Origin of the sequence: Acinetobacter sp. 10FS3-1, from assembly GCF_013343215.1 — a bacterium.
Classification (GTDB): domain Bacteria; phylum Pseudomonadota; class Gammaproteobacteria; order Pseudomonadales; family Moraxellaceae; genus Acinetobacter; species Acinetobacter lwoffii_C.
Genome location: NZ_CP039143.1, coordinates 1543030 through 1559680 on the forward strand (window position 1 = coordinate 1543030; position 16651 = coordinate 1559680).

Sequence of the window (16651 nt, forward strand, 5' to 3'; positions counted from 1 at the left end):
TCTGGTTAACCCAGATCGCCACCGCCTACAGGCACAACCGTTCCAGTAATATATGAAGCATCATCAGAGGCCAGAAATAAAATGGCATTGACCTGCTCCAGAATCGTTCCGTAACGCCCCATAAAAGTGCGGTCAATCGTCTGGTCGACTACTTCCTGCATCCAGAATTTTTCCTGCTCTGATAACGCCTTACTGTTACGAGGGATTTTGCGTGGTGGTGCTTCAGTTCCACCGGTTGCAACGGCATTCACACGAATACCATCTTTGGAATGGCAAAATGCCAGTGATCGGGTTAGTGCATTGACTCCACCTTTGGAGGCCGAGTAAGGAATACGATTGATACCGCAGGTTGCAATGGAAGAGACATTCACAATCACGCCCTCCTTATGTTTCAGCATCTCAGGTAATACTGCATGGCAGCACCATAGCGTCGGAAATAATGAGCGGCTGACTTCTTTTTCAATTTCTTCAGGTGAGAACTCAACGAAGGGCTTCATCCAGATGGCACCCCCCACATTGTTAATGAGCACATCTACACGGCCATAGACTTCGATGGCTTTGGCCACAACGGCCTGAGCGCCGGCATAGGTTTCCAGGTCGGCTTTGACAACAATGGCATCACCCTGAAAAGCTTCGATTTCAGCCAGTGTTTCTTCGACATAATCGGAAAAATCAGCCAAGACTACTTGTGCACCTTCGCGGGCTGCTTGCAAAGCCACCCCATGACCAATACCCTGGGCGGCGCCTGTGACAATCACAACTCTGTTTAAAAATCTTTGACGTGCTGACATGGAAAACTTCCTTTTATTAATTCGCAGAAAATTTTTCAAACAGGAAATTCGCAGGCTTTATGCCTTCTGTGTCTAGCCAGCTTCTGACCGCTTCAACCATAGGCACCGGCCCACATAAATAAATATCGACATCGCCGTCATTTAACCATTCATTTTCGATATGACCCGTGACATAGCCTTTACGCTTATGTGCCGATTCCGGACTTGCAACCACTGTGCGATATTCAAACCAAGGGCATTTTTCTTGCAGTTCATTTAACTTTTCAAGGGCCACCAGGTCAAAATCATTGGTCACCCCAAAGACCAGACGGACAGGTTGTTCTGAGCCTTTTTCTTCTAATACTTGCAGCATCGACAGGAATGGAGCGATCCCGGTACCACCAGCCAACATCAATACTGGACGGGTCACAGGGCGTAAGTAAAAACTACCGAATGGACCGGCAAAGGTGATTTTATCGCCCGCGGTGGCATTCTTACTCAAGAATTCACTCATTTTGCCATTGGGTACGTTGCGCACCACAAAGCCGGTTAAACGGTTACCCGGTTTAGAGCTGAATGAATAAGAACGGGTTTCTGTTGTACCCGGAATCGTTACATTGACATATTGACCTGCCAGAAAATGAATGTCCGGTTGACCTTCATCGAGCTGAACATCAAAGGTAATGGTAGATTCCGACAGGTTGTCTACACGTGCCAGGGTGCCCTGAAAAGCATGGATGGTAGTTTTGCAGACTTCTGAAGATGCCTGAATCTGGAACACAGCATCTGAAGTCGGCTTGCATTGGCAGGCCAGAATATAACCCTGTTCAGCTTCTTCCGGCGTTAATGCATCTTCAATATAAGTTTCTTCCGGCATGTCATACGCACCTGATTCACAAAAGGCACGGCATGTTCCGCATGCTCCGTCACGGCAGTCCAAAGGAATATTAATCTTTTGACGGTAAGCTGCATCCGACAAGGTTTCACCTTGGGCAACGCTAATAAAGCGTGTCACGCCATCTTCAAATTGAAGTGCAATATTGTGGTTTGACATGGCTGAATATCCTATATAAATCTTTGAAACTAAACCTTTCAGCCAATTTTCCATCTGGCTGAAAGGTGATACCTGGCTGTGCAGGCAGTCTTACAGGTGATAAATGTCGACGACCTGGTTGATGTAGTCGTTTTTCAGTACCACGTATTTGCTTAAAATTTTTGGTTGTTCACCCGAAAAATCGATCACATAACGTGACATGCCGAAGTAGCTATAATTGGTCTTGTAGCGGAAGCTCAAGGTATTCCAGTTAAAACGTACAGTAACCTTGTCACCGTCGCGTTCCACAACTTCAATATTGTTGATGTTATGGCTGGTCCGGGTGTCCGGTATGGTGGCCGATGAACGTTCCGTCTTGATACGGAAGACCCGGTCTTCCAGACCTTGACGGTCCGGATAGTAGATCAAGGAAATTTCAGACTGTGGATCTACAGTCAAGCTGTCATCGTCATCCCATGCCGGCATCCAGAAAGATGCAGTAGGTGCATAACAGTTCAGCCAGTCATCCCATTGCTTGTCATCTAAAAAGCGGGCTTCCTGATAAAGAAACTGGGCAATATTTTCTAAACTGATGTCGCTCATACGGTTTCTCCTTCAGTCTGCGCTGCCAGTTCTTTTTCAGCTGCAATGCCTTTTTTCATCAACTCTAACCAGTACTGGTGCTGGGCCAGATACAGACCTTCATCTTCAGTCTTGATTCCGGACAGTTTTGGTTTTAAGCCAATTTCATTGGCTGCATCATCTGGGCCTTGAATCCAGTGTTTGGAACCACGGCACATGTCGTTCCATTCCAGCGCGATACCGGCATAACCCGCCTGACAGGCGCGGAATTCTTCCAGGTCATCTGGAGTCGCCATGCCGGATGCGTTAAAAAAGTCTTCATATTGACGGATACGGCGAGTACGGGCTTCCGGCGCTTCGCCGATAGGGCCGATACAGTAAATGGTGACTTCGGTCTTATTGACAGAGATCGGGCGCAATACACGAATTTGTGAGCCAAACTGGTCCATGAAATAAACGTTCGGATAAATACACAGGTTACGTGAACGCTCGATCATCCATTTCGCCATCGCTTCACCGTATTTCTCGGTATATTCATCCTGCTTGGCAAAGTTTGGACGGTCTTCTGGGTTGGCCCATTGTGTCCACAGCAGCATATGGCCATGTTCAAAGCCATAACAACCGCCACCTTGTTTGCCCCATGCACCGGCGCTCATGGCACGAATGTTATCACCGGCTTCTTTTTCTTTACGCTGCTGGGTAGTGGCCGCATAGTTCCAGTGCACTGCAGATACATGATAACCATCCGCACCATTTTCAGCAGTCAGCTTCCAGTTACCATCATAGGTATAGGTCGAAGAGCCGCGTAAAACTTCTAAGCCTTGATCTGACTGGTCTACAATCATGTCAATAATTTTGGTGGTTTCACCCAAGAATTCTTCCAGACTTGGCACATCCGGGTTTAAGCTGCCAAACAGAAAGCCTTTGTAACTTTCAAAACGGGCTACTTTTTTCAGGTCATGTGAGCCGTCCTGGTTGAAGCAGTCTGAATAGCCGGCATCTGTCGGATCTTTTACTTTTAAAAGTTTGCCAGAGTTGTTAAATGTCCAGCCGTGGAAAGGGCAGCTGTAAGTCGCCTTGTTGCCTTTTTTATGACGACACAGCTGTGCACCACGGTGTGAACAGGCATTAATCATGGCATTCAGCTCACCCTGGCGGTTACGCGCAATAATAATCGGCTGACGACCAATATAGGTGGTGTAATAGTCATTGTTGTTCGGAATCTGGCTTTCATGTGCCAGATAGACCCAGTTGCCTTCAAAGATGTATTTCATCTCCAGGTCAAACATGGCTTGGTCTGTAAAGACCGAACGGTGGAGTTTAAATTCACCGGATTCAAAATCATCGACCAGTAATTCATCAATACGGTCTAAATGGCTGGTGTTAATTACAGGAATACGAGGCATGTCCAGTCTCCGACTTTCCAAACAGGGTAAGTCATCGGGATGTCGTTCTTAGACTCTCATCCCGATTCCATAGGGAATTATGCGCTTGCGCGGCGACGTTCAACGTCAGTGCTAGGCGCAGCAGCTTGATCTTTCACAAGTTCAATATTGAATTGAATGTGTTTGAAAGGGCCGTTTAAACCACGACGTGCGATTTCAGCTTCATCGGTAACATCAACTGCTGTAGCGACCAGGCCATCACGTGTTGCAAAGGCAAAGTCATCCCACAGGTATTGATCACCTTCGATGTTGAACTGCGTGGTTAACTTGCGATAGCCCGGTGCAGATACAAAATAATGTACGTGTGAAGGGCGGTTACCGTGACGGCCTAATTTGTTCAGTACAAACTGGGTCGTACCTTCTGGGGGACAGCCATAACCGACCGGCATGGTGGTAAGTGCCACATATTTACCGTCCTGATCCGTGAAAATAGAACGGCGCAGGTTAAAGTCAGATTGTGACTTATCAAAGAAAGAGTAATTGCCTAAGCTGTTGGCATGCCAGATTTCAACCTTGGCACCTTCAATCAGGTTGCCTTGCGTGTCGGTGACCGTACCTTCAATGATCAGCGTTGGAATTTTGCCTTCCTCGGAGCCATCATCCATGCGGGCAAAACCAACTGATTCTGGCGCACCTGCCACATATAAAGGACCTTCGATGGTACGTGGCGTCCCCCCTGTAATGCCTGCTTTTGCATCTGCAGCATCAGCACGAAGATCTAAATAATGTTCCAGCCCCAATCCTGCAGCCAGTAAGCCTAATTCATTGGCCTGTCCTGCATCGGTAAAATATTCAAGACCTTTCCAGAGTTCTGACTGGGAAATGTCCAGATCTTCAATTGCCTGGAAAAGGTCCCCCAATAAACGCACAACAATTTGCTGTACACGCTCATCTACTGGACCTGTCGCTGTATCGACATTCATTTTCTTTACTAGCGCATCAATTTCTTGGCGGTTCATACTAGTGCTCCTTAAGTATGTTTTTTATATTTGGGTGGCCCATGTTTTTAGCTTGCGTTCGGCTGGCTAAATCTTGCTGGCCACAATCCTTGTGGGGTCGCTCTCTATTGTGTGGATTAGAGGCAAAATCCGGTAACTCCCGTGTTAAAAGGTCTGCTCAGCGGTCATCATCACGAACCGAAGACGGATGACGGTTCAAGGGCATCACTTCAATCTTCATATAGGGATAAAGGGGCAAACCTTGTAACAGGTTGTGCAGCTCTTCATTGTTCTCTACATCAAAAATACTGATATTTGAATATTGGCCACTAATACGCCAGATATGACGCCATTTCCCTTGACGCTGTAAGTCCTGAGAATAGGCTTTTTCTACCGCTTTAATTTCATTGGCCTGTTCCACTGGCATATCTTGTGGAATATTCACGTCCATCCGTACATGGAAAAGCATGGGTTTCTCCTTGAATTATTGACGACGTAAGTTGTCAATCTTGTTGTCATCCAGCTCAATTCCCAGACCTGGGCCTTTGGGAAGCTGAAGTTCAAAGTTTTGATAATTGAGTGGGGTTTTTAAAATGTCTTCGGTCAGTAAGAGCGGGCCAAACAGCTCAGTTGCATAGGCCAGATTCTTAAAGGTAGAGAACACATGTGCAGAGGCAATGGTTCCCACCGGACCTTCCAGCATGGTACCGCCGTACAGATCAATACCTGCAAGCTGTGCAATGGTGCCGACCTCACAACCTTCAATCAGACCACCTGACTGGGCGATCTTGACGGCAAAAACTGAAGCGCCATTCTGCGTGGCAATCTGATAGGCAGATTGCGGCCCCATCAGCGACTCGTCTGCCATGATGGCGATGTCAAAACGGCGGGTCAGGCGTTGCATTGCCCCCAGATTAGCAATTGCACAAGGCTGTTCGATAAGGTCTACGCCACCATCCTGAAGCAGCTGAATACCTTTAATGGCCTCCAGTTCGGACCAGGCGCGGTTCACATCCACACGGACCGAGATGTCTTTGCCTAAGGCGCGTTTAATGGCCAGCACATGCTCAACATCTTCTTCAACCGGGCGTGAACCAATTTTTAGCTTGAAAATATTGTGGCGTTTTGCCGCAATCATTTTTTTTGCTTCTGTAATATCTTTTTCGGTATCGCCAGAAGCCAATACCCACAGTACCGGCACACTGTCGCGTAAACGGCCCCCTAAAACTTCTGAAAGCGGTAAGCCTAAACGCTGCGCCTGAATATCCAGCAGGGCAGTTTGAATGGCACATTTCGCAAAACGGTTGCCATTAATATTCTTTTTAATTGCTTGTAAGGTCTGAGCAACATTTAAACCGGATAGCGCTTTTAAAAGCGGGGTGAAATAAGTATCAATATTCACTTTGACACTTTCCGGACTTTCATCCCCATAACCCAATCCACCAATGGTCGTTGCTTCGCCCCAACCCACATAACCGTCTTCTGTGGTAATTTTGACAAGTACCAAAGTCTGGGTTTGCATGGTGGCCACCGCCATCTTATGTGGGCGGATGGTGGGAATTTGCAACAGCAAGGTTTCAACTGATTTATACATAATTACGGTTCACATTCTTGCTTTCATGCATTAACTTAATATACCTTAAAGGAATAGTTTCGATCAGTCGAAGATCGATTTGGCATTTTCTTATACTTTAAAGGTATTGTTTTGGGATGGAACTTAGACATTTACGCTACTTTGTTGCGGTAGTAGAAGAGCAAAGCTTTACCAAAGCGGCAGAGAAACTATTTATTGCTCAGCCACCTTTAAGCCGGCAAATCCAGAACTTAGAGCAAGAGCTTGATATTCAGCTATTTGAGCGCGGTAGCCGTCCACTCAAGACCACGGAAGCCGGCCAGTTTTTCTATCAGCATGCCGTTAAACTTTTGTCTAATGCAGAAGAAATCAAGTCCATGACGCGACGCATTGGAATTGCAGACCGCAGCATTACTATTGGTTTTGTCGGTTCTTTATTATTCGGTTTGCTATCACGAATTCTGTTTTTATTTAAACAGCAGCATCCTTATCTCAAGATTGAGATGATGGAAATGAATACCTATGAACAGATTCAGGCGCTGAAAGAAGGGCGTATTGATGTAGGATTCGGACGGTTGAGAATTTCCGATCCTGCGGTTAAACGAATGTTACTGCGTGAAGAACGTCTGGTGATGGCAGCACATACCAGTCACCCCTTGGCACAGCAAGAAGGGGTGTATTTATCTGAACTGGTAGAACAGCCTCTGTTTTTATATCCCAATAGCGGTAAAGCCAACTTTGCCAGCCAGACTCTGGGGATCTTCTCTGAATATGGATTAGAGCCTAAAAACATACGGACTGTACGTGAACTACAGCTTGCCCTGGGTTTTGTGGCAGCAGGGGAAGGAATATGCATTACACCAGAAAGTGCCAAGAATATTAAACTGGCTCATCTGAACTTTATACCCATACTCGACCATTTGGCCGTCAGTCCAGTATTTATGGCAATCCGCAATATGGATGAAAGTGAATATATCCGTCATCTATTCGATTCGGTTTATCAGGTCTATGACCTTGAGGCTATCTCCTATGACCGTTCAGTATTTTGAAAATATGCAGCCTGAGTTGTTTATGATAAAGGATTGCAAATGAAACCTGTCTGCTCACAGAGACTTATGTTTTTCTTTTTTAAATATATTCTTTAATAAAATAAACCACTTGGATAACAGTAGACTTTATAGGTATGGAAGCATGCCTATTCAGTTTTGGACATTTTTTCCTATCTTCTGCATTGTGAGCCTCATTCATTGAACTTCACAGTTAGGAGGTGGAGATGTCTACGAATAAAGTGAATATAAATACACTCATCGATGAAGCGAAGTTTACGCCTTTTCACTGGGGAGTACTGATCTGGTGTTTGCTGATCATTATTTTTGATGGTTATGACTTGGTCATTTATGGGGTCGCATTACCACTTTTAATGCAGGAATGGGCATTGACCGCAGTGCAGGCAGGAATGCTGGCCAGTACCGCACTGTTCGGGATGATGTTTGGTGCCATGACTTTTGGAACCCTGTCAGATAAGCTCGGCCGTAAAAAGACCATTATGATCTGTGTGGCAATTTTTAGTGGTTTTACCTTTATGGGCGCTTTTGCCACCACACCGGTTGAATTTGGTATTTTACGTTTTATTGCAGGTCTCGGGATTGGTGGAGTCATGCCCAACGTAGTGGCATTGATGACAGAATACGCACCAAAACGTATCCGTAGCACGCTGGTTGCTTTAATGTTTAGTGGCTATGCCATTGGTGGTATGACATCAGCTCTGTTAGGTGCCTGGCTGGTTCCTCAGTTTGGCTGGAAAATCATGTTCTATCTTGCGGGTATTCCACTGCTGATTTTGCCAGTGTTATGGCGGTATCTACCAGAATCCTTGATGTATCTGACCAACAAAAAGCAAACTGCTGAGGCACACAGTATTATTCAGAAAATCTCTCCAACCCAAGTGATTGGCCAAGATACTGAATTTGTATTGAGTGAAGTACAAAAAGGCGATGAAGCCCCATTAAAAGCACTGTTCCAGCACGGTCGCAGTTTCAGTACCTTTATGTTCTGGCTGGCTTTTTTCATGTGTTTATTGATGGTTTATGCCCTAGGCAGCTGGTTGCCGAAACTCATGATTCAGGCAGGTTATTCGCTAGGCGCGAGTATGATCTTCCTGTTTGCCCTGAATATTGGGGGAATGATCGGTGCAATTGGCGGTGGCTATCTGGCTGACCGTTTCCATATCAAGACAGTACTGACCATTATGTTCCTCGGTGGTGCAACAGCCCTGATCCTGCTAGGTTATAACAGTCCACAATTTGTTTTATATACCTTGATTGCCGTGGCAGGTGCCGCCACCATCGGTGCACAAATCCTGCTTTATACTTTCGTCGCACAGTACTATCCGTCTACTGTACGCTCTACAGGAATGGGCTGGGCATCGGGTATAGGCCGCATCGGTGCTATCGTTGGACCGGTTTTAACAGGTGCTTTATTGACCATGAACCTGCCTCACCAAATGAACTTCTTTGCAATTGCGATTCCTGGCCTAATCGCTGCGATGGCAATTTTCCTGGTCAATTTAAAATACTCCGTCGATGGTAAAAGCCTTGCAGCATCTGGGCTAGAAGCGGATTCAACATCGAAAAAAGCCAACCCATCATTTTGAAATAGTTGAAAAGTGTAATTTCCTCAATGATATAGATCGCCATCGCAAGCCTTGGCGGTCTATTGCTAGAATCCGATCGGACAATAAAAAAAGTGAGTTTAGGATGAACACAGCTGCATTATTTAACCAACCAACAATTACATTGAAACGTACAGTATTGATGAGCATGATCGCTGTGAGTCTAGGGGGCATCAGTCTATCGACCCAAGCGCAAACCACAGCGCAGGCAAACCAACAGGAAATTGAGCAGCTACGCCAAGAAGTGCAAGCTTTACGTAGCATGATTGAACAGCAGAAAGCCCAAACTCAGCAGATTGCAACGGCAGTGCAAACACCTGTTGCACCCCTCCCGCCAGTACCCGCCAAAGCTGCAACAAGCCCGGTGATGAGAATTGCCAGCGGCGCCGAATTTAATCTTTATGGAAATATTCGTGCCGATGCTTCTTATCAGGTAGAAGGTGGTGCTAAGGATATGCCTTATAACCAGATTAATGCGGTACCACTTGAAGGTAATGGTGAAAATAGCGATCGTCTCAGATCGACTTTAGCTGCTACACGTTTAGGAATGGACTTTAAAGCACCTGTAGGTGCCGGGGACAATGCCCTTAGCGGTAAACTTGAAGTCGACTTCCTGGGTGGAGCGAACTTGGATAACCTGCGTATTCGGCATGCCTATATTAGCTATGCGAACTGGTTGATCGGGCAAACCTGGTCAAACTTTGCACTCCCTGATTATATGCCGGAAACTGTAGATGCTTTGGCTTATGCAGGGGGAGCGGTAAAACGTACACCGCAGGTTCGCCATACTACGACGTTTAGCCCGGCTACCAATCTGGTTGTTGCAGTAGAAGATCCAAAAGACAGCTCTATTCAGCAACGTTTACCTGCTTTAACTGCACGTTTAAACCATAAACTGGCAGATAATTTTGCAGTAAGCGCACGTGCCATGGGCCATGAAAAGCGTATTAACGAGCAGGAAGAAACCGCATGGGGCGTGGGGCTGGGCGCAAAATATGATGTTATGCCAGGAACGACTGTAAAAGCGGATTATTACCATGTAAAAGGCGACAGCAGTTTTGTCTCTTATGCTAACCCGGGTGTCGTTGCAGCAGGTGGAAACCTTTATCAAAGCGAATTTGACTCAATTACTGTCGGCCTGACTCAGCAGTTTAATGACAAATTACGTGGCACTTTAGGTTATGGTTATATGACCTTCGATCAAGATGCTAATTATGTGCAGAGTGTTACAGATAAAACCAAAATCAATAAAGACCTCTGGCAGGCGTGGGCCAATGTCTTCTATAGTCCGACGAAGACTCTAAGTTTTGGTCTGGAATATGTCTATGGTGAACGTGAAGCTGTAGCTTCAGCGTCAAATGGCAGCACCAAAGGTGAAGATAACCGAATTAATGCGGTTGCCGTTTACAACTTCTAAGCTACTTTTAAACTGAAGTTATTCAACTGATAAAAACGCGGATGGATTCATCCGCGTTTTATTTTTTCCAAATGATCTGTACTGCAGTGCTTTTTTGGCTCTTGATAAAACTTTTTTATCTATTTCTTGATTTTTCAAATGATGCCGAAACTGCCTTAAAATTTTCATCATGAGAATATGAAATACATTTGATGCGTGCATTTGGAGGATAAGGGAGGCTCTATTAACGGGCTTATTCACTAGAAATATCGAGTTGTATCAGCATAGAATTAAATTGCCAGGTTTCGTTAAGGCTTAAGTGCTTCAATAAGCCTATACCATTCTGATTGTTATTACTGCTTTTTTAACCGGTTAAGCCCAAATTTGCATGAATCTAGACTGATATAACAGCTCTCTATGTGCAAAGCCAAACTCAAAGTACAAACTGTGTAGAAAGCTAGAAGACTCAGGAGATTAGATTTGTTTATTAGCTCTTTGAATGACTTTGATTGATTTGCTGTACGTCCCAGTCACTTCTATTAATTTGTCACAATTTGACAATCACACCTGAGCCATTCCCTGTTAAATTCAGTGGGCATGATGACCGGAACTGACTGATTTTTTTTCAGTCAGTCCTATACTGTCAGGCTAAGAAAACAAATAAAACATGGACTAATAAAAATGAAACGGGAGTGTGAAATGCTGGGAAATATGATGTTTCAGCCTTTATTGATCAGTAGCATGATTGAACATGCCGGGCGTTATCATGCCGACACTGAAGTGATTTCCAAAAATACCGATACCAGTATAACGATTACCAACTGGGGAGAAATTCGACAAAATTCAAAACGTTTTGCCAATGTTTTAATGCAGTTTGGCTTAGAACTGAGTGATCGTGTTGCAACAATTGCCTGGAACAACCACCGTCACCTAGAGTCTTGGTATGCCATTTCAGGAAGTGGTCTGGTCTGCCACACGATTAATCCGCGTTTGTTTCCAGAACAGCTGGTTTTTATTATTAATGATGCTGCGGACCGCGTTCTGCTCTTTGATAAAACCTTTGCTCCTTTGATCAAGGCCATTAAGCCGTTATTAAAAACCGTGGAGCAATATATCTGTCTGGATGCCGAAGATCCGGCAATAACTGAAGCATTGCCAGAAGTCCAGTTTTATGACTCCCTTATTGCCCAGCAAAGTGCAGAATTCAGCTGGCCTGAGCTGGATGAAAATATTGCCAGTTCACTCTGTTATACCTCGGGAACCACGGGAAATCCGAAAGGCGTATTGTATAGCCATCGCTCTACCACCTTGCATAGTTATGCCATCAGCCTGCCTGATTCTTTAAATGTCTCTGCACGTGACATCATGCTACCGGTTGTGCCGATGTTCCATGTGAATGCTTGGGGAACGCCATATGCTGCTGCGATGGTGGGATGTACCTTAGTCTTGCCAGGACCTGGCCTAGATGGAGCGAGCCTGGTCAATATGATTGATACTTACAAAGTCTCCGTTGCACTCGGTGTGCCTACCATCTGGCAGGGGCTGATTGCCGCTGCCCAGCAATCTGGTTCAAAGCTGGAAAGCCTGAAACGCAATGTGGTGGGCGGTTCAGCCTGTCCACCCGCCATGTTGAAAGTCTTTAAAGAACAATTTGATTGTGAAACCATTCATGCTTGGGGAATGACCGAGACCAGTCCGCTCGGTAGCGCGAATCAGATTAAAACCAAACATCTTAATCTGTCAGAGGAAGAATGTCTGAAAGTGCGTTTATCGCAAGGTCGTCCACCTTTTGGTGTAGATCTGCGCTTGACGGATGAAGAGAAAGGCACCCACGAAATTGCCCGGGATGGCAAAACCGTTGGGAATCTGCAAATTAAAGGTCACTGGATTATTGATCATTATTTTGGCAAGGATGAATCTGCACTGACCACAGATGGCTGGTTCGATACCGGTGATATTGCCACTTTAAATGAAGATGGCTTTATGACCCTTTGTGACCGTGCGAAGGATTTAATCAAGTCGGGCGGGGAGTGGATTTCTTCAGTCGAACTGGAAAATATTGCCATGGGTCATCCGGAAGTTGCGATGGCTGCTGTGATTGCAGCACAACATCCGAAATGGGATGAGCGCCCGGTTTTGATTGTGGTGAAAAAACCTGAAAGCCGAATCAGTGAAACGGAACTTCTCGATTATTATGATGACAAGATTGCCAAATGGCAGATTCCGGATAAGGTTATTTTTGCAGATAGTATTCCACTGAGTGGAACTGGAAAAATGCTGAAAAAGGATTTACGTGAATCTTATGGTTCTATCCTGACGGAACAAGAACAAGTGCCAAGTTAAGAAAAAAAGGCGCTGATCTTTCACGTTGAGGAAATATAAAAAACCAAAACCGGTCTGGATTCAGGCCGGTTTTTTTTATTGGTTTTTAAAACAAGCTTTATACAAGCAAGGTATTTATTGGACTTCAAACGAGCTAAATCAGCTTTTCTATGCAATATTGTCCTACAAAAAACCTCATCATGGATTCTCAGCCCATAATTTGTCCTGCATTGATATGGTTTGAAACTCAAAACTTTTTATCCTGAACCACATAATAAATAGACGATTGTATATTAATAAACACCTACGGATTAAGGGAATAAAAATGACAAATATAACCACCTACCGGCCGCATTGGGTACGTGAAGACTTTATTGACTTCATAGGTGAAAAAATACATCCGACCTGGGCACTAAAAAGAGTCAAAGCTGAGGTCATTAAGATCCAGGCAGTCAGTCCGGATTTTTTCAAGATTCAATTACGTCCAAACCGCAACTTTAAAGGACGACTGTTTCAAGCTGGCCAGCATATTGCGGTGACAGTAGCACTGGATGGGATTCACCATCAGCGTCATTATTCTATTGTGACAATTTTAACCAATGGTGATATTCTGATTGCAGTTCGACAGCAAGGCAAAGTATCACGTGCGCTGAGTCTGATGCAGCTGGGTGCGGTTATTGAGCTTTCTCAAGCTCAGGGTAATTTCACTTTGGGTGATTCTGACAGACCTTTGTTGTTTTTGGCCTCTGGCAGTGGCATTACCGCAATTTATTCACTTTTGCAAAAAGCCGTAGTGCAGTCACTCGAACCAATCGACCTGATTTATTTTACCCGTGACAATGCTTTTCATGCCGAGCTCAAAACGCTGGCTTTGATGCATCCCAACTTCGAATATCATCATTTTAATACCCTCGAACATGCACAGCATTTGAATCAGACTTTGCTACGAAAGCGAGTGCCTGATTTTGAAAAACGTGAAATCTATGCTTGCGGTTCAGACAGCATGATGAAAGCAGCACTTAGAATAGTAGCTAAATTTGACCTCCAGCCGCATTTTCATACTGAATACTTCCAGCTGATCACGGATAAAAAAGTAAAGGCACAGCCAGTACAATTTTTAAGGTCTCAACAAGCGTTTCAAGCTGATTCTAATTTGCTGGAAAGTGCAGAGCAGGCCGGGCTCAAGCCTGCACATGGGTGTCGTAGGGGCATTTGTAATACCTGCTCCTGTACCAAAGTGAGTGGTTCGGTACGCAATATATTAACCGGTGAACTTGATCACGCTCACAACACCCAGATTAAACTTTGTATTTCACAGGCGGTTAGTCCTGTGGTGATTAACTTATAACCACAATTAAACAAATAAATAAAAAGGTCCGTTCATGAATCTATCGGTTAATTTTAACAAACACAGCAAATCCCAATTTCTCAGTCTTGAACAGGTTGAAGAGTTTGGGGGCAAGGTGGATGCAATCCGCCGTCAGGTCATGGATGACTTGGGTGAAAAAGACGCAGAGTATATTTATAAAATCCGGAATTTTATCCGTTATAGCGAAATTACTTCGCGTGGCATGTTGATGTTGGCTGGATGGTTGCCGCCCGTGTGGCTATTAGGCACGGGTTTATTGGGTATTTCTAAAATTGTGGAGAATATGGAGCTGGGCCATAATGTCATGCATGGTCAGTTCGACTGGATGAACGATCCGAGCTTGATTGGTGCCAATTATGACTGGGATACCATTGCGACCGGAGATGACTGGAAGTATACCCATAATTATATGCATCATACGTATACCAATATCGTCGGGATGGATCATGATGTAGGTTATGGTCTGATTCGTGTCAGTGAATCCCAGAAATGGGAACCGCGCTTCCTGTTTAATATTCCAGTGGCAATGCAACTGATGGTCTTTTTTGAATGGTATGTGGGCGTGCAGCGTCTACATCTGGAAGAGGTGATTGTCTATAAAACCAAAACTTGGACACAGGTATGGGAAGAAGCTGCGCCCCTACGCCAGAAAATGCGCCGTCAAATCGTGAAAGATTATGTATTTTTTCCGCTGATTGCGGGGCCGAATGCGCTTCCTGTTTTTACCGGAAATGCTGTCGCCAATATCATTCGTAACTTATGGGCCTCAGCGGTCATTTTTAATGGTCACTTTACCGAAGATGCAGAAACCTTTGAATTTGAAATCGATAGTGTCGAGAAGGAAACCCGGGCTGAATGGTATTTACGCCAGATCCGGGGATCTAGTAATTTTAGCGGTGCTGCCTGGTTGCATATATTAAGTGGTAATTTGAGCCATCAAATTGAGCATCACTTATTCCCCGATATGCCTGCCAATCGCTATGCCGAAGTTGCTCCGAAAATTAAAGCGCTCTGTGCAGAATATGGGATTCATTATAATGAAGCCAGCTTCATCAAACAGTTTTCAACGGTTTGGATCGGTCTGGCAAAATGCTCGCTGCCTCAGGAATGGAATAAGCAGATGGTAGAAAAAATCCAGATTCTGCAATCAGGCTGGAATGATTTAAAGAATAAACTGATCAAATAATTTAGATACTTTTACTGTTTATCCCTCTGGATACTCCTCAATAGATTTGGATGGTTTATTGAGGATTTTTTTCATTAGAATTGGAGATTAAGACTAGGGCTATCTATTATAGTTTATCAATCATAGTTATCACGCCAAACTTAAAGTTCTCGTATGGGCAGAGAAGCTCTATCAAGTTCTGTGTCAAGATTCAGCACCTCATTCTAATACCATCAATCGTGTAATTAATACTTTAGGTTGAAAGCTGACAGTTCAAAATACTTAAAATTAGTAAAAATGGCAGCTACACGCTCCGATTTTTTGAATTCGCATAACAGCCACGATGTGCAATAGGCTAGCTAGTAGCCAAGAGTTAATCTTTACTTTTTAGTGGGTAGGTCAGCTTAGATCACAACTAAATACTTTTAACTCACTAAACGTAGTAGTGCTGCAAAATCTTCTACATAATAATCAGCTTTGGCTTTAATCAAGTCGATTTCATGAGCAGAATATTGATCATAAATTGCGATGACATCAATACCGGCTTGATTGGCAGCTTCAACACCTACCAAAGAATCTTCAATAATTACACAGTCCTGAGCAGAAAGTTTAAAATGCTTGAGTGCATTCAAATAGACTTCTGGATGCGGCTTAATATTCTCGACATTTTCTCGCGTCCAGATCATAGAAAAATCATGTTCAAAACTAAGTTTGCGATTAATATTCTGATTATTTTCCTGATAGCGCTGAATATTGGATAAGCTGGTAGTTGTGGTTAACGCGATATGTAGCCCTTGCTGTTTCAGGGTGGAAATCAAGGTTTCTGCATGCGGTTTCAGCTCAATCACGTGATCAAGAAAATGCTGTGAAATATGATAACGGCGTGATTTTACCTCTTCTTTGCTAAGATTAAAGCCATAAAGTTCTTTTAAATAGTCACAATATTCCAGATAAGGATCAAGCGAATGTTTAAAAGCTTTCAGTTGTTGATCGCGTTGCTGCTGAATTTGGCTTAAACCGACCTGCACATGAGAAAGTTCCTGAATCAGGGCAGCATCTACCTGATTCCAGATGCCGACAGAATCAATCAGAGTGCCATCCAAATCAAAGCAGACCAGCTTTTTGCCCCGGAACATTTGACGTTTCCCCCAATTTTTTACAGCTTATTGTGTGCGGCAGAGTATATAACAGGAGTCCTGATTTTTTTGATCGCTTCAAAAAAAATCCAGCTTGGCTATTTTGAAAAAATATTAAAAAAACATCAGAAGGAAAAGTATTTTTTACTTGCCTTCGTATTGGAATGGAGGGTATGGCGGGTGTAAAAGTGTTATATTTCGATAATGGCAGTGGATAAAACAATATGGATAATTCGCATGCCAAATGATGC

The 16651-nt window shown here is 44.2% G+C and carries 14 protein-coding genes; 6 read left to right on the plus strand and 8 right to left on the minus strand.

What is annotated here, in order from left to right; translation table 11 throughout:
* Positions 1-5 precede the first annotated feature (5 nt).
* The 7 genes from benD to E5Y90_RS07340 form a co-directional block, all read right to left on the minus strand.
* A complete protein-coding gene (gene benD, locus E5Y90_RS07310) occupies positions 6-791 on the minus strand; it encodes a benzoate diol dehydrogenase BenD (protein WP_174659837.1) in 786 nt (261 codons plus the stop codon).
* Between the two features lie 16 nt (positions 792-807).
* Positions 808-1824: a benzoate 1,2-dioxygenase electron transfer component BenC gene (gene benC, locus E5Y90_RS07315; RefSeq protein WP_174659838.1), complete on the minus strand. Its 1017-nt coding sequence runs from the start codon at positions 1822-1824 to the stop codon at positions 808-810.
* 90 nt (positions 1825-1914) lie between these two features.
* A complete protein-coding gene (gene benB, locus E5Y90_RS07320) occupies positions 1915-2406 on the minus strand; it encodes a benzoate 1,2-dioxygenase small subunit (RefSeq protein ID WP_151206351.1) in 492 nt (163 codons plus the stop codon).
* On the minus strand, positions 2403-3791 hold the full coding sequence (gene benA / locus E5Y90_RS07325) for a benzoate 1,2-dioxygenase large subunit (protein WP_174659839.1): 1389 nt from the start codon (positions 3789-3791) through the stop codon (positions 2403-2405). The genes benB and benA overlap by 4 nt, the downstream gene beginning before the upstream one ends.
* 77 nt (positions 3792-3868) lie before the next feature.
* Positions 3869-4789, minus strand: a complete 921-nt coding sequence (catA, locus tag E5Y90_RS07330) for a catechol 1,2-dioxygenase (RefSeq protein ID WP_174659840.1) — start codon at positions 4787-4789, stop codon at positions 3869-3871.
* Positions 4790-4946: 157 nt separating this feature from the next.
* Positions 4947-5237 (minus strand): muconolactone Delta-isomerase, encoded by a 291-nt coding sequence (gene catC / locus E5Y90_RS07335; RefSeq protein ID WP_174659841.1) that lies wholly within the window; start codon positions 5235-5237, stop codon positions 4947-4949.
* A gap of 15 nt (positions 5238-5252) precedes the next feature.
* Positions 5253-6362: a muconate/chloromuconate family cycloisomerase gene (locus E5Y90_RS07340; RefSeq protein WP_174659842.1), complete on the minus strand. Its 1110-nt coding sequence runs from the start codon at positions 6360-6362 to the stop codon at positions 5253-5255.
* Between the two features lie 116 nt (positions 6363-6478).
* Between E5Y90_RS07340 and E5Y90_RS07345 the strand changes: the two genes are divergently transcribed.
* The 6 genes from E5Y90_RS07345 to E5Y90_RS07370 all read left to right on the plus strand — a co-directional run bounded on the left by E5Y90_RS07345 (position 6479) and on the right by E5Y90_RS07370 (position 15285).
* The gene (locus tag E5Y90_RS07345) at positions 6479-7390 is read left to right on the plus strand and encodes a LysR family transcriptional regulator (protein ID WP_151203413.1); all 912 of its coding nucleotides are present in this window, start codon (positions 6479-6481) and stop codon (positions 7388-7390) included.
* A gap of 224 nt (positions 7391-7614) precedes the next feature.
* On the plus strand, positions 7615-8994 hold the full coding sequence (locus tag E5Y90_RS07350) for an MFS transporter (protein WP_174659843.1): 1380 nt from the start codon (positions 7615-7617) through the stop codon (positions 8992-8994).
* Between the two features lie 103 nt (positions 8995-9097).
* Positions 9098-10429 carry a DcaP family trimeric outer membrane transporter gene (locus E5Y90_RS07355; protein ID WP_174659844.1) on the plus strand — a complete coding sequence of 444 codons (1332 nt, stop codon included), beginning with the start codon at positions 9098-9100 and terminating at the stop codon, positions 10427-10429.
* Positions 10430-11107: 678 nt separating this feature from the next.
* Entirely contained in the window at positions 11108-12751 is a 1644-nt protein-coding gene (locus E5Y90_RS07360; RefSeq protein WP_174659845.1) for a long-chain-fatty-acid--CoA ligase, read from the plus strand.
* A 304-nt stretch (positions 12752-13055) separates the two neighbouring features.
* Complete coding sequence (locus tag E5Y90_RS07365; protein WP_174659846.1) at positions 13056-14078, plus strand: flavin reductase family protein; 1023 nt, start codon at positions 13056-13058, stop codon at positions 14076-14078.
* A 34-nt stretch (positions 14079-14112) separates the two neighbouring features.
* A complete protein-coding gene (locus tag E5Y90_RS07370; RefSeq protein ID WP_174659847.1) occupies positions 14113-15285 on the plus strand; it encodes a fatty acid desaturase family protein in 1173 nt (390 codons plus the stop codon).
* A 404-nt stretch (positions 15286-15689) separates the two neighbouring features.
* Here the strand turns inward: E5Y90_RS07370 and E5Y90_RS07375 are convergent, their stop codons facing one another.
* The gene (locus E5Y90_RS07375; protein WP_174659848.1) at positions 15690-16400 is read right to left on the minus strand and encodes an HAD family hydrolase; all 711 of its coding nucleotides are present in this window, start codon (positions 16398-16400) and stop codon (positions 15690-15692) included.
* Between the last annotated feature and the right edge of the window lie 251 nt (positions 16401-16651).

What these genes read in the sequence shown, in the direction of transcription:
- benD (WP_174659837.1), bottom strand. Translation starts at nt 791, where the DNA reads ATGTCAGCACGTCAAAGATTTTTAAACAGAGTTGTGATTGTCACAGGC.
- benC (WP_174659838.1), bottom strand. Translation starts at nt 1,824, where the DNA reads ATGTCAAACCACAATATTGCACTTCAATTTGAAGATGGCGTGACACGC.
- benB (WP_151206351.1), bottom strand. Translation starts at nt 2,406, where the DNA reads ATGAGCGACATCAGTTTAGAAAATATTGCCCAGTTTCTTTATCAGGAA.
- benA (WP_174659839.1), bottom strand. Translation starts at nt 3,791, where the DNA reads ATGCCTCGTATTCCTGTAATTAACACCAGCCATTTAGACCGTATTGAT.
- catA (WP_174659840.1), bottom strand. Translation starts at nt 4,789, where the DNA reads ATGAACCGCCAAGAAATTGATGCGCTAGTAAAGAAAATGAATGTCGAT.
- catC (WP_174659841.1), bottom strand. Translation starts at nt 5,237, where the DNA reads ATGCTTTTCCATGTACGGATGGACGTGAATATTCCACAAGATATGCCA.
- E5Y90_RS07340 (WP_174659842.1), bottom strand. Translation starts at nt 6,362, where the DNA reads ATGTATAAATCAGTTGAAACCTTGCTGTTGCAAATTCCCACCATCCGC.
- E5Y90_RS07345 (WP_151203413.1), top strand. Translation starts at nt 6,479, where the DNA reads ATGGAACTTAGACATTTACGCTACTTTGTTGCGGTAGTAGAAGAGCAA.
- E5Y90_RS07350 (WP_174659843.1), top strand. Translation starts at nt 7,615, where the DNA reads ATGTCTACGAATAAAGTGAATATAAATACACTCATCGATGAAGCGAAG.
- E5Y90_RS07355 (WP_174659844.1), top strand. Translation starts at nt 9,098, where the DNA reads ATGAACACAGCTGCATTATTTAACCAACCAACAATTACATTGAAACGT.
- E5Y90_RS07360 (WP_174659845.1), top strand. Translation starts at nt 11,108, where the DNA reads ATGCTGGGAAATATGATGTTTCAGCCTTTATTGATCAGTAGCATGATT.
- E5Y90_RS07365 (WP_174659846.1), top strand. Translation starts at nt 13,056, where the DNA reads ATGACAAATATAACCACCTACCGGCCGCATTGGGTACGTGAAGACTTT.
- E5Y90_RS07370 (WP_174659847.1), top strand. Translation starts at nt 14,113, where the DNA reads ATGAATCTATCGGTTAATTTTAACAAACACAGCAAATCCCAATTTCTC.
- E5Y90_RS07375 (WP_174659848.1), bottom strand. Translation starts at nt 16,400, where the DNA reads ATGTTCCGGGGCAAAAAGCTGGTCTGCTTTGATTTGGATGGCACTCTG.